A 13881-nucleotide genomic window follows, 5' to 3' on the forward strand; every position below is an offset into this window, starting at 1 on the left:
AATAAGCTGTTAAAGGTGATATTGCTTTATGATAGTGATGTTTATCACGTATCGTCTTATTAAAGTTAGAAAGATAGAGTTGTTAGCGCAAGGCTAAATTAGGTTGTTATTATATAGTCACTTTATCATTAATATAAGCCGCTTGTTGGCACAAATCATTCGCTATTTCTTGATGTGATTTTATATTTAACTGACAAAGAATAAGATAACCTAATGCGGAGCGGTTATGTTGAATAGATTTTGCTTGTTGTAATGCATTATAGCTCATTTGAATATCACCTTGGCTATATGCATACAAGGCTAGTGCATCATAAAATAATGCCGTATGTAAGCCCTTAGCTTGACTTAATTGATATAGCTGTTGGCCATATTGTTTGAGTAAAGCATTCGCCTCTACACTATTGAATTGTTTATTTTCACTGAGTAGTTTTCTGTATGCAATATAACGTAGTGCTAATACATTCGTATTATTAGGAGAGTTATCTAAAATTTGGTCCAGTAATTTAACACCATTACTTACCTCATCCGCAGAGGATTGTTCGATATAATATTGAGAAAGTAGGTATAACATTGCTTCAGCATTATTTACAGGCATACCAGTTAAAATGTCAGGCAATTCATCATTATCAAGTGGGGAACCTAATTTTGTGAGTAATGAACTGACTGTTTCAGTAATAATTTGAGGAAGCTGTTCCTCGTTTATAGCGATTTTTTTTTGATATAGATAATGATAAGTATCAGGATTAAATAAGCTAATACTTAATATATTATGTTTATCTAAGCGTTCAATATTAATGTTAAGTATTTTACTGTGTGCTGGTGGCGTTAAATTTGAAAATCGCGGGAAATAATTAGTATATTTTTGTAGGTTAAGTGCTATTTGGTTGGCAATACCGGTTTCTAAATGAGTTAATGCAATTGGAACTTGTTTATCTGCACTGGTTGTAATGGTGATTATATCACTATCAAAACGGATAGACTCATGGGTACTTGCTTGATATTTTAGTATGTTACCAACAATTAAAGCTAACATTACCAACATAAATATATCAAAAATATGTCGAACAAATATCTCCTTTAATTTTGCATAAAGTGAATGTGTTGCGTCATTAATTGTTGAGCCTTGATTAATTGCACGAGTGAGCGGTGCAGAAGGAAATGGTACTGTAGATAAGACTATTTCAGCTTCATTTTCAGTTATTGAGACAATTGGTGGACTAACATAGTCAGGCGCTCTTTTTTCAGTTTGAGTTGTGACAACTGCATCCAATTTATAGCCCCGTTTGGGGATAGTATGGATAATATTATGGCTATCACATTCGGTGAGGATTTTTCGGCATTCGAATACCGATTGAGTCACTACTTGATCAGTGACAACTGCGCCGTCCCATACTTGTTCGATTAACTCCTGACGACTAAATACGGTATTGGGGTTATCTGCTAAAAAACAGAGTAGGTTAGCTAACCTAGGTTCAATAAATATTTCTTTATCTTTATATTTAATAATGTTTTCTGTTGCATTTAGTTGAATATCATTAATCATATAAATTAAACATTTCATGTCAGCACCAAATTTAATATAGGTTAATAATTAAAATTAAATTGTATTTAGATTACTATTGAGTAAACCATGCCATTTAATGTTTAAATATAAATTATCATGATATAAAACGGCTCCTTAGTTCATGTTATAAGAGGGGTGTTTTTTTTTAAAACAAGATGGATCAGGTAATGTATTTACCTAATCCATCCCATTTTTTAGGGTGATAGATGTTTATGCTATTGGTCGTAATGCAGGGAATAAAATAACATCACGAATAGTATGGGTATTAGTAAATAACATCACTAAACGGTCAATACCAATCCCTTGACCTGCTGTTGGTGGTAGACCATATTCAAGTGCATTAATGTAATTTGCATCATAGAACATGGCTTCGTCATCACCAGCATCTTTTGCTGCAACTTGAGCTTTAAAGCGATTATCTTGGTCTTCAGCATCATTTAATTCACTAAAACCATTGGCGACTTCACGACCACCAATAAAGAATTCAAATCGGTCGGTTAAGAAATGGTTTTCATCATTTCGTCTTGCTAACGGCGAAATATCAGCCGGATAGCCAGTAATGAAGGTTGGTTGCATTAGTTTGAACTCTGCGGTTTCACCAAAGATCTCTTCAAGCAATTGACCACAGGTCCAGAATGATTCAAGTTTCATGCCTAAGCTAGAGGCTAGTTTACGCATAAACTCAAGATCTTTAACATTTTCATAAGTCATATCTTGAATCGTGGTGTTGTCTGGGTTGTGAACCTTAATCGCCTCTAACATACTCATACGGCAAAATGGACCACCAAAATCAACAGTATGTTCGCCATAAGGTAAAAGTGGACTACCTAATAAGTCAGTGGCAACAGTGCTCAACATCTCTTCAGTGAGATCCATTAAGTCGTGATAATCAGCGTAAGCCATATAGAATTCCATCATAGTGAACTCTGGATTATGACGTGGTGAGATCCCTTCATTACGGAAGTTACGGTTAATTTCAAATACCCGCTCAAAACCGCCAACCACAAGGCGTTTTAGGTAGAGTTCAGGCGCGATACGTAGATACATATCAATGTCTAATGCATTATGATGGGTAATAAAAGGTCGTGCAGAAGCGCCACCTGGGATGACATGCATCATTGGTGTTTCAACTTCCATGAATTCTTTTTTAATCATGAAGTTACGAATGGCTGCAACCACTTTTGAACGAAGAATAAAAGTCTCACGTGAACTTTCATTGATAATGAGATCAACATAACGTTGTCTATAACGCATCTCTTGGTCAGTTAAACCATGAAATTTATCAGGCAGTGGGCGTAATGATTTTGTCAACAGTAGGCATTGATCCATGCTGAGGTAAAGATCGCCTTTATCCGATTTGTGTAGTATGCCTGTTACACCAATAATGTCGCCAATATCCAGACCTTGATAGCGCTCTTTTAGATCTTGTTGCTGCGCTTTATCTGCATAAGTTTGAATTTTTCCTGAGACATCTTGTAGTACAAAAAATGGACCTCGTTTTGCCATGATCCGGCCCGCAATGGCTGCTTTAACTTTTAATGTTTCAAGCATCTCTTTGCTTTCGTCACCAAACTCAGCTTGTAGTTGTAAAGCTTTATGAGTACGGCGGAAGTTATTAGGGTGAGCATTTGCTGGACAATGTTGTCGCACAAAATCTAATTTGGCACGGCGTTCAGCAATGAGTTTATTTTCATCTTGAACTAATTCAGTCATTTTGGATCTTCTTAATGTATGGGTAACTTATGAATAACAATTAATAAATGAGATAAAATTGAACGTATTTTTATTTGAATTAGTATTATAAGGATAAGCTAACACTAAAGGTCTGATAAAAATATTATCCGGCTATTTATTTGACGATCAAAAATAGCATTTTAAAAAGTATAAATATTAAAAGTTAAGCGTGAGATTATTTAACTCACAATTACTTTACCCTTAATTTTGGAGGTTGATATGTGATATATATCACATATCGGCGTCGTATTTTCTAGGTTAACTCAAGTTAATATATTTAATTAAAATGAACGTATTTATTTTAGATGCATAAAAGGGGCATTTAAAAATGCCCCTTAGTTAAATAAAATTAATTGAATTATTTAATCAATTTTTGTTTAACAACTTTTACAGTAGAACTACCATCTTTATGTTGATATACACCATGAATATCGGTTTCAAATCCTGGATAATGTTTACCAATTTCACATAGCATCTCTAAGAAGTCTAATACTGGGCGAGATTCTTCCGTAATCATTTCACCAGGCATAACTAGTGGTACTCCTGGAGGATATGGAAGAATCATATTGGCACTGATACGTTCTACCATTTCTGATAACGGTACCTCTTCTACTTCACCTTTAAGCTCTTCTTGCCATGCATCATGCGGTGTCATTTTCAAGGTAGGTAATACATCGAATGCATTGAACATCAATTCAGGCAGTTTATAGTGTGCGGTTAATTGATGAATATTTTGCGCTAATTCTTGAATTCTCATGCCTTGATAGAAAATTGGGTCTTCATCAAATAGATCTGGTAAGAACTCTTTAATGGTCAAGTTAAGATCATAACCGCGTTTGAATTCAGTTAAGGCTCTTAATAACTGCATTGCTTTTGGCTTATCAATACCGATAGAGAATAGGAATAACATGCTGTATGGGCCTGTTTTCTCTACCACAATGCCGTGATTATCTAAGTATTTAGCAACAATAGATGCTGGAATACCTGTCGCATCCATAGTGCCGGCAATATCCATACCTGGTGTTAAAATAGTGACCTTAATTGGGTCAAGGTACATATGGTTATCATCAACATCTTTAAAGCCATGCCAACTGTCGTGAGGATCTAATTTCCAGCATTCAGTGGTTTCAATATTGTCTGGTTGCCATACGTCAAAGAACCAAGTATTACTTTCTTGACGGAGTTTTTTAATCTCTTTACGGAAACGGATTGCACGATCGATAGAGTCTTGAATTAAGCGTTTACCTGCTGAACCTTGCATCATTGCTGCAGATATTTCTGCAGAAGCAACAATCGCATACTGTGGAGAGGTTGAGGTATGCATCATAAAGGCTTCATTAAAGCTTTCTTCATCAAATTCACCTTTAATATGGATCATTGATGCTTGAGAGAAAGCTGCTAGCAATTTATGGGTCGATTGAGTTTCATAGAAAACGCGACCTGGCATTGCTTCACCACTCATACCGCACTTACCCTCATAAATAGGGTTGAAGTTAGTATAAGGCACCCATGCACTATCAAAGTGGATATATTTAGTTGTAAGTGTTTCTTTAATAAATTGAGTGTGATAGAACAAACCATCATAGGTTGAGTTAGTAATCACTGCGTAGTTAGGGGTTGATGCACCAGGCGTTGCAGTAATTTTCTTTGCAATAACATCGGCACTAAATTCACTTTGTGGAATACCCCCTAAAATGCCGTAAGCGTTACGGGTAGGGCGCAAATAAACAGGTACAACCCCACTCATCATCATTAAGTGAGTGATCGATTTATGGCAGTTACGGTCAACTAATACAGTACTGCCTGTTGGGGCGGAAAACATACCAACAATCTTGTTAGCAGTAGAGGTACCATTGGTGACAATATATGAACGATCAGCATTAAATGTGCGGGCAATATACTCTTCGGCCTCTTTGTGTGGGCCACTATGGTCAAGTAGTGAACCTAGCTCTGGCATTGAAATCGAAATATCTGATTTAAATGTGTTAGCACCATAAAAGTCGTAGAAAATACTACCTGCAGGGCTTTTATTAAAGGCGGTACCGCCCATATGTCCTGGAGTACAGAAGGTATATTTTGCTTCTGTTGCATATTTCATTAATGCCTTAGTGAGTGGGGGCATAATGATATCTTTATATTCTTCAGTTGCTTGGTTAATTTTAATGACAATGTCTGCAACAGTATCTAAAGTATATTCAAAGAAATGAATGTTAAGTTGAAGATCCGTTAAGCTAATATCGAGTGTTGATTGATGATTAGCAAAAGTATAAAGGGGTAAATACTCATTTAGATTATTTATCTCTTTGCATAACTCCATTGAATACATATCCCAGTCGAAAATCACACCACAAAAGCGTGGGTTCATTTCAATAAGACGTAATAGATCTTGTGAATCATTTGGATAAATAACTTGGTAACCTTGTTGTTCCAATAAACCTTGTAATTTATTAATGGGTTCACGCTTAAATAATGATTCGAGATTATTCATTATCGCGATAATATGCATATAGAATTTCTCCAGAGTGAGTAAAGGCGCTCCACTAAAATGAAGTAGAGAAGAGAGCGCCAATATTAAAAATTAAGTTAAATATATAATTGAATAACAACTAAGCTTTATTTGTTGCTGTATCAGTGGTTTCAGTTTTATCGGTTTTGCTAGTAGAAGACTTGGTTAATTTGTCTGATAACCATTTTGCGTGTTGTCTAAAGCCAAGTTTACGGCCGTAGAAGGCAAAGATAGCAAGTGAAACAATGAAGGTTGCACTCAATGCTGATGGGTCTGCACCGATAAGTGCGACAAAACAGAATACGCAAGCAACGCCTGAGAACAACATTACAAATGTATTACGGGTTGTCATGCCTTCATAACGGATCATGTTCACTGCTGAGTAGAAGTAAGGCAGCATGGTTAATAGAACCGCATCAGTGGTTAAGATATTAAATAGACCAGAAGCATGACCATCACCTGAGCTAAAGACAGTAATCGCAATCATTAGAATGGTCATCATTACTGATGCTGCAAGTAAGCCTTTTTTAGGCACGCCATTTTTATCTGACTCACCAAACATTTTAGGGAAGTTACCGTCGTTAGCGGCACGTTTACCAGCCTCACCAACCAACATCATCCAAGAACCCAGTGAAGTAAAACAGGCTAAAGCGGTAAATGCGGCTACAAACGGTGCGGTCCAAGCGCCAAAAATAGCAGTGGTTGCTAGCGCAAATGGCGCACCAGAATTAGCGACTTGCTCAGCAGGGAACATACCTGCAATAACCTGAGTGGATGAAATATAAACTAAACCAGCAACGGCAGTACCAATCATGGTTGCTAGCGGTACGGTTCTGCGTGGATTTTTAACTAATCCAGAAGATACTGACGCAGATTCCACCCCAACGAATGCCCATAATGTCAGTAAAACCGCGCTAACAATGGCGTGATAGTCACTGCCGTGTGAGGTATTCCAGTTTTGCATGTAAACTTGTGGACTAAATTCGCCCCAACCTATAACGGCTGTACCTATAATCGGAATTAAAATAAGTACCAAACCAATTGTGGTTAATCGGCTGACCCATGTGCCACCGAGTAAGTTAATTAAAGTAAAGATCCATACTGCAGCTACAGTAGCGATTGCAGCAGGAATCGTCTCATTTAATACAGGGAAGAATACTGATAGATATGACACACCAGTGATTGCAATCGCAAGGTTACCAATCCAGTTCGCGTGATAATAGAGCACACCAGTTTGGAAACCAAACGCAGGTGATAATTCGCCTGCATAGGCAATTGGACCACCTTGTTGTGGGTTATTCACCCCTAATCTAGCGTATACAAAAGCTAAACTTAATGCACCCACTGTACAAATTATCCAGCTGAAAACTGATATTGAACCAATTTTTGCTAGTGTGGCTGGTAATAGTGCAATACCACTACCCATCATGTTACCGGTTACAATACCAATACAGGCAATTAAACCAATTTTTTTTGCGGCTGATTCTGTTGACATAAGGTCTCCATCTCTTGCTCAATTCACTTTTTAAATCTTCAATTAAAGAAATAATTTGTTGCTTGAGTAGTGAACGACGTAGGTCTATTCAAGTTCGAAGGCAAGCAGCAAATTACTTAAAGTTCAGGAGCGGCTAGAGATAGTGACAGACATCGACTGAGCAGCTTCCTGGTTTGCAGAGCCAGCATAGGAGTGAAAAATCTGTCTGTATAATCATGATTTGCTCATGAAAATATCCCCATCTAAACATGTGTATTGATTTTATCTTTATCATAAAAAAATCATTTAAAACAATGTGTTGATATTTATTTATAAAATATCAACATTTTATAAATTGATAGAAATAGAATATTTATGAATTGCTCACCTGCGATTTACTCAACTTGATAAAAGATTTAATTGTCCGGTATTGATCACGTGCTGCATAAACTCAGCGACGATGTGCTTATGACGACAAAAACATTTAAAGGTTAATATTTGAGCTTATTTGTATTAACTGTTAGCTTCATAAATAAGAGTGGACGTGACCTGATACTGGCTTGCATAAGGATCATTAATAATGAAAATAAAAATTCATGCATTGGCAGGTGTGATTGCTTTTTTGACCATACTGAGCTTTTGGACATCAACCATTATTACTGAGCTTTTTACTTCAGTTAGTACTATTGCAACGGTAAAAGGGCTGATCTTACAAGGTATGTTTATTTTGATCCCTGCAATGATTATTACAGGGGCATCTGGTATGTCATTAGCAGGCAATCGGCAAGACACTTTGGTGTTATTAAAGAAAAAAAGAATGCCAATTGTGGCAATTACAGGTTTAGTTGTATTACTACCAGCCGCATTTTATTTAGAGATGAAAGCCAGTGCAGGTGATTTAGATTGGCGTTTTTATACGGTACAAGTTATCGAGCTAATTGCAGGCTTTTCTAATTTGAGGCTGCTTTTTCTCAATATGCGCGATGGACTTCGTTTAACGGGCAAACTTGCCAGTAAAACAAGCGATGAACAAGTTGAGGCTGGCCCACATATTAAGTTATTACCAGCAGGCTCGATGGTCGTTGAGGGTTTTGTGGCGATTAAAGACAGTTTTGGTGAGCAAGTGCCAACCAAAAAAGTGACGGCATTATGTCGCTGCGGTGCTTCAGCAAACAAGCCTTTTTGTGACGGTAGCCATAGCAAGATTAACTTCGATAGTGCCAAGCAAGCTGATCATACGCCAGATCAAGTGACTTGCTATCAAGGCCAAGCAATCACCATTCATTACAATAAACTATTATGTTCGCATGCATCTGTTTGTGGGGGGCAGCTCAAGTCCGTTTTTAATAGTGATAATCAACCATGGATTAATCCTGATAACGCCTCCCGTGATGAGATTATTGAAGTCATTAAGCAGTGTCCTTCTGGCGCATTAAGTTATTCACACAATAATGATTCGGTTATTCATGGTGAAGGGGATGAGATTAGCATCAACATTGCTAAAGATGGCCCATACTATATTAACAATTTGAGATTAGTCGATACCGAATTTGGGCAAGGTGCTAGCCTACAAAAATATGCACTTTGCCGATGTGGTGCATCTAAAAATAAACCTTTTTGTGATGGTCGGCATCTTGATGCTCATTGGCAAGATTAATATTAATTTTAAACGTAGGAGAATATATGCGTATTTTATTTGCTTTTGCCTTGGTGACTCTTGTGGTTGGTTGTGGTCCGAAGCCTGATCCTCGGATTGCATATCAGCCGTATAGTGATGCACAAAAAGCAAAACTATTAGCACAAGTTAATGCGCTACAGGGCGCGAAAAAACAGTGTGTGAATAACTACCTTAGTGAATACCAACAGAAAGTAAAAGCGCATTGCCAAGATGCGGGGTATGCTCAAAATATTAGAGGCAAGTGTCAGCACATAGCTAAACATGCACTGCACACTGAAGTCTTACAAATGGCATATAATCAATGTAATCAGTAGAGTATTACAACACTACTGAACGCTATTTTCTACAATGCTAACCCATATTGATCAAGTGTGGTTAGTTCGTCAATCTGGCTGTTATTGTGTTCAAAACTAAAGCCCAGCTTGGTGAGTAACTTGATGCAGGCTTGATTATCGGATTGGGTAATGGCAACAATTCTTTTTAAGCTTAATTGTTCGTGTGCAAGCGTTAAACAAGCTGTTGCTGCTTCAGTGCCGTAACCTTGGCATAAATACTCAGGTAAGTAACCATAGCCCAAATCAATATCTTGCAAACTGTCTCGTTTGATTAAACCGCAAATCCCAATCGCAGTATTGTCATTTTTTAAACTGACTTTAAGTAAGCCCATAAAAGGCTGTTGGTACATGCTAATAAGATTGTTCGTTAGGTATTGTTCACTATCCGTAATTGTCACAAGTTGTTTATCACCGACAAATTGTTTAAAAAGAGGCGTGTTGTAAAGCGTTAATAGATATACCCAAATAACTTGAAGTTGCTATTTCAGAAGCACTTAAGCAAGTTCAATTCTAGGCGCATTTATGCTGGAATGGCATTCCCTTTTAAATGGATGCAACAACGAAGTGGGCTTGCTTAAGGCTTTCTTCGATGGGTTTTAGCCTACTTTATACTGTGTTATTGATTTTGATAAGGGAAGAACCATTAACGGCAATCAATGCCTTGTCTAAAGCAGGTTAAATTCCCACTGAATTCAGCCACTTTAAGTGGTTTGGGTATACTGTGCATCAGCAAGTGTGAGTTTTGTAAGAATTAAACGTGAAGTTTCAATAGTAAGCATATGGGACATAAACAATAATAAACAGAGGCATGAGTATATCACGTAACAAAATCCCACCATTATTCTGTTACGTGATTTTCAATTAATGTGGAATAAAGGCGATACCAAATGGATTATTACCTACTTCAATTTCCTGTTTAAAAATGGGGGTGTGCTTAGGTCCATAAGTATCAAATACACTGACACTATTATTACTGCCTGAATGAGTAATATAAATCTTTGAACCGCCAGAAGTAACGACAAGATTATGGGCAACACCCGATAATGTATTGTCTCTGTCGATCACTTTTAAGCGTTTAGCATTAAGGGTGTTTAATGCATTTTGACCACCATCAGTAATGTTGGTTAGATAAAGTCGATTAGCCACATTAAATACACCATGAGCGCCTGTGACTTCGGTACTTTTTATAAAGCTTAAATTACTTTGACGTACTTTAGTGACGCTATTGGCTTCTTGAGACACAATAAATAATTGATGTTTATTGGCTGCAGATAAAAATAAGTGGGGATCACCTCCCACTTGGCTACGTGCGAGTTCTTGGCCATTTCTCGTATTGATTTTTATTACATAATCTTGGCTTGGTTGGCCATCAACAAAACTAACAAAAGCCTGTTTACCATTATCAGTTACCACAATGTCATGGGGTTTATAACCTTGGCTCACAATATCATCAGGAAGCGTTAAGGTTGAGATTAAACTAAGGTTATTGGTATCAATAACACTTACCGTATTGTCAATATCATTATTTACCAGTAATAAATTTGCCTGTTTAGCTGCCCACATATGGAAGGCGCCTTGACCAATATTGATTGACGTTAAGTGATTAAACCCGTAGCTGTCATACACATGAACTTGATGGTTCGTCCGGTCACCAACAAAGACGCGATTATCTTTGTAAACAACATACATTGGCTCAGCGTTTTGGGGTAATTGAATCGTACGTTCGACTTGATCGGTATTGGTGTTAATGACTGATAATTGGCCGCTGGCTCGGTCAGCACTAACAATATGGCCTATATCATAATTTGTTACATTATTAGCTTCAGCATTGAGGTTGATGCTGGCACTAAAAAATAGTGATATAGCCGTCGCGTAAATGGTCTTTAGCATAGTCTATCCTTAGGAATTATAAACAAACCTAATAAAAACTAGTGGCTAATTATCACGAAATTATCACAAAAGTAAGACTTAAGTATGGCGTTGCAGTTGTCTAATTGATGCGTTATGTTGTCATCCATTAGAAAATGTTAATGAGATTATCACCTTAGAAGGATAACTAGAATGCAAGTTGATACGAAACAAAAACTCTCTAGCACATCGGTATGGTTGCATTGGATTATTGCCATTATGATCATTGGATTATTAATCGTTGGCGTCTATATGGAAGAAAACGAAGTGTATCGTTTATACCCGATCCATAAATCACTTGGCGTTATCGTATTTGGTTTTGTTATTCTCAGAGTCATATGGCGTATTAAAAATGGTTGGCCACAAACGATTGGTCAACAAGCACAGTTGCTGCAGTTAGTCTCAAAAATTGTACATTATGTATTGATTATCGGCACTGTGTTGATGCCTATTTCTGGCATGTTGATGTCAGGTATGGGCGGTCATGGTATTAATGTATTTGGGCTTGAGTTATTGGCAACTAATCCCGATCCCCTCGATCCTAATAAAGTACTTCCTTTAAATGAGGAATTAGCTAAGGCTGGCCACAGAATGCATGGCGTCGTGGGTAATATTATGTTTGCGGCTATTGCACTGCATATTGCCGGTGCGTTAAAACATCACTTTATTGATAAAGATGGCATTTTAAAACGTATGCTAGGCAAGCAGGTTGACGATAAATAGGTCACGGTAGATATAGCGCCCTAGTACACCGTGGGTGTGTACTAGGGCTTTCTTGTGGAAGTTGGATCTTGTTATTGCTTAATAAAGTTTGCTGCTTGTTCACCAGCAATACGACCAAATACTACGGTATCGGCAATAGCATTACCTGCTAAACGGTTACCGCCATGAACTCCGCCAGTCACTTCACCTGCTGCAAATAGCCCCTGAATAGGTTGATTTTTATCATTCAATACTTCTGTCAGTGGATTAATTTTCAAACCGCCCATTGTATGATGCACCGCAGGTTTTACATTAACAGCGTAAACTGGGAATTGCAGATCGTCAGCCATATTTTTACGACCAAAGTCCGCATCCTTATGGTCAGCTTGAAACTGATTGTAGCGAGTTAATGCATTCGCCGCGGTTGTCGCATCCATTTGGGTTGCCTGTGCTAATTGTTGTGGATTGTTCGCTTTATAAATTACGCCTAAATCCAGCATACCTTTTAATTGGCCTAAACGATTTAATACGGTTTCATCAAATACCAGCCATGCTGATTTGCCTTTTTGCGCCCAAATAGCTTCAGATACTTTATCCCGTGGGCCCATCTCATCGCAGAAACGTGCGCCATTGCTGTTAAGTAAGATTGCACCAGCGCCGCGAGCTGTACCCGAAATTACCATCTTACCTGCAGCAGCCGTTGGGAACGCTTGGATCTCTTTGATATCAACGGTAGCTGCACCTACTTCAGGCGCAAAGGTGAGAGCATCACCTACGTTGCCTGGGTTGTTAGTTGAAGCGACACCTTTAAGATCTGGGCGATATTTACTGACCAGTTGGTTATTTCGCGCAAACCCGCCTGAAGCGATAACAATGGCATCAGCATTTAGCATATGCACACCTGTGTGTTTGCCTTGCACCAGTAAGCCCGTAATTTTGCCATTTTTATCTTGCAGTAACTTCACCACTTTACTGTTAGTACGAGTTTCAACGCCAAGTTTATGGGCTGTATCTTTTAAAGTATTAATAATTGCTGGGCCAGCTTTCGCACCGCCATTAGGGCGATGTAAACGTTCTGCGTTATGACCACCTGCACTTGATGCAGAGCTTAAATCTGTTCCTTGTGCTTGAAGCCAATCAATGCCAGCACTGCCATTTTCGGTCAAGGTTTTGACCAGCGCTGGGTTATTAATATTATGGCCGCCCTTCATGGTGTCGTTATACCAAAGTTGTTTACTGTCTTTATAACCAAGCAAGGCTTGGGTTAGGGTTTCTGCCGCAGCCATACCGCCAGCAGCAAGCATACCGTTACCGCCAATATAGGGTTGTTTTTCAAGAATAATGACATCTTTTATACCATGTTGACGTGCAGATATTGCTGCTGTATGACCCGCTGCACCTGCGCCAATCACGATTAATTGATGTTGTTCTAATGGTCCCCGTTTAAGCGCTTTATCGATCATTGCTTGCGTCACTTTAGGGTATTGATAAGTATCTTTAATGGTTTTGTCATTGCCAAATGGGATTTTGAATTCAGTTTTAAATGAATCATGGCAGGTTTGACAAACCAGTACGGGTTGCTGGTGGCCAGAGTGACAACTGGTACATGAAATATCAATAAGATGACTCTTATGAGGTGACAAGGTATTTTTAGATTCAGCTGCTAGCTCAGCTAAATTACCATGACAGCTTTGACAAGCCGCATTTTCATGGGCTTCGGCATCCGTCACTTCAATTGGTTTGGTATGACAACTTTGACAATCGTTACCTAATTGCTTGGTATGAAAGTTTGCCAAGGTGTCTGCATAGCCTGAGCTCGATATTAAAAAGATCGATACAGCTAACGGAATTAATTTCAGCTTTAACATTATACTCACCATTGTATTTATTTGTGTCTGAGCATAATTGTCAAAAAAACTGTTACTGACAAAGCAAGAATATTGCGTTGTCAGAATAGAAAACATCACTTTAGGAATATAA

10 protein-coding genes are annotated in these 13881 nt (G+C 38.0%); 3 read left to right on the plus strand and 7 right to left on the minus strand.

Annotation, left to right across the window (positions count from 1 at the left end):
• Positions 1-109: 109 nt before the first annotated feature.
• The 4 genes from JCM15074_RS16085 to cadB all read right to left on the minus strand — a co-directional run bounded on the left by JCM15074_RS16085 (position 110) and on the right by cadB (position 7299).
• Positions 110-1561: a winged helix-turn-helix domain-containing protein gene (locus JCM15074_RS16085; protein WP_025822415.1), complete on the minus strand. Its 1452-nt coding sequence runs from the start codon at positions 1559-1561 to the stop codon at positions 110-112.
• Between the two features lie 213 nt (positions 1562-1774).
• Positions 1775-3277, minus strand: coding sequence for a lysine--tRNA ligase (gene lysS, locus JCM15074_RS16090; RefSeq protein WP_025822417.1), 1503 nt, complete (start codon positions 3275-3277; stop codon positions 1775-1777).
• Between the two features lie 379 nt (positions 3278-3656).
• Entirely contained in the window at positions 3657-5804 is a 2148-nt protein-coding gene (gene cadA / locus JCM15074_RS16095) for a lysine decarboxylase (protein ID WP_025822419.1), read from the minus strand.
• Between the two features lie 100 nt (positions 5805-5904).
• The gene (gene cadB, locus JCM15074_RS16100) at positions 5905-7299 is read right to left on the minus strand and encodes a cadaverine/lysine antiporter (RefSeq protein WP_025822421.1); all 1395 of its coding nucleotides are present in this window, start codon (positions 7297-7299) and stop codon (positions 5905-5907) included.
• A 559-nt stretch (positions 7300-7858) separates the two neighbouring features.
• On the opposite strand from cadB, the gene JCM15074_RS24065 reads away from it, so the two are divergent.
• Positions 7859-8935, plus strand: a complete 1077-nt coding sequence (locus JCM15074_RS24065) for a CDGSH iron-sulfur domain-containing protein (protein ID WP_084267045.1) — start codon at positions 7859-7861, stop codon at positions 8933-8935.
• A 26-nt stretch (positions 8936-8961) separates the two neighbouring features.
• A complete protein-coding gene (locus JCM15074_RS16115) occupies positions 8962-9270 on the plus strand; it encodes a hypothetical protein (RefSeq protein ID WP_025822423.1) in 309 nt (102 codons plus the stop codon).
• Between the two features lie 29 nt (positions 9271-9299).
• Here JCM15074_RS16115 and JCM15074_RS16120 read toward each other — a convergent pair whose 3' ends face one another.
• Together JCM15074_RS16120 and JCM15074_RS16125 are read right to left on the minus strand one after the other, a co-directional pair.
• Entirely contained in the window at positions 9300-9758 is a 459-nt protein-coding gene (locus tag JCM15074_RS16120; protein ID WP_051536932.1) for a GNAT family N-acetyltransferase, read from the minus strand.
• A 394-nt stretch (positions 9759-10152) separates the two neighbouring features.
• Positions 10153-11181 (minus strand): YncE family protein, encoded by a 1029-nt coding sequence (locus JCM15074_RS16125; protein WP_025822427.1) that lies wholly within the window; start codon positions 11179-11181, stop codon positions 10153-10155.
• A gap of 171 nt (positions 11182-11352) precedes the next feature.
• Here JCM15074_RS16125 and JCM15074_RS16130 point away from each other — a divergent pair, with 171 nt between their 5' ends.
• Entirely contained in the window at positions 11353-11922 is a 570-nt protein-coding gene (locus JCM15074_RS16130) for a cytochrome b (RefSeq protein ID WP_025822429.1), read from the plus strand.
• Positions 11923-11993: 71 nt separating this feature from the next.
• On the opposite strand, the gene JCM15074_RS16135 is transcribed toward JCM15074_RS16130, so the two are convergent.
• Positions 11994-13769: a flavocytochrome c gene (locus JCM15074_RS16135; RefSeq protein ID WP_025822431.1), complete on the minus strand. Its 1776-nt coding sequence runs from the start codon at positions 13767-13769 to the stop codon at positions 11994-11996.
• Positions 13770-13881: the final 112 nt, after the last annotated feature.

It is taken from the genome of Shewanella marina JCM 15074 (assembly GCF_000614975.1).
In the GTDB taxonomy this organism is placed as follows: Bacteria; Pseudomonadota; Gammaproteobacteria; order Enterobacterales; family Shewanellaceae; genus Shewanella; species Shewanella marina.

Excerpts from the sequence above, each read along its gene's own strand:
- JCM15074_RS16085 (WP_025822415.1), bottom strand. The coding sequence starts at position 1,561 with ATGAAATGTTTAATTTATATGATTAATGATATTCAACTAAATGCAACA.
- lysS (WP_025822417.1), bottom strand. The coding sequence starts at position 3,277 with ATGACTGAATTAGTTCAAGATGAAAATAAACTCATTGCTGAACGCCGT.
- cadA (WP_025822419.1), bottom strand. The coding sequence starts at position 5,804 with ATGCATATTATCGCGATAATGAATAATCTCGAATCATTATTTAAGCGT.
- cadB (WP_025822421.1), bottom strand. The coding sequence starts at position 7,299 with ATGTCAACAGAATCAGCCGCAAAAAAAATTGGTTTAATTGCCTGTATT.
- JCM15074_RS24065 (WP_084267045.1), top strand. The coding sequence starts at position 7,859 with ATGAAAATAAAAATTCATGCATTGGCAGGTGTGATTGCTTTTTTGACC.
- JCM15074_RS16115 (WP_025822423.1), top strand. The coding sequence starts at position 8,962 with ATGCGTATTTTATTTGCTTTTGCCTTGGTGACTCTTGTGGTTGGTTGT.
- JCM15074_RS16125 (WP_025822427.1), bottom strand. The coding sequence starts at position 11,181 with ATGCTAAAGACCATTTACGCGACGGCTATATCACTATTTTTTAGTGCC.
- JCM15074_RS16130 (WP_025822429.1), top strand. The coding sequence starts at position 11,353 with ATGCAAGTTGATACGAAACAAAAACTCTCTAGCACATCGGTATGGTTG.
- JCM15074_RS16135 (WP_025822431.1), bottom strand. The coding sequence starts at position 13,769 with ATGTTAAAGCTGAAATTAATTCCGTTAGCTGTATCGATCTTTTTAATA.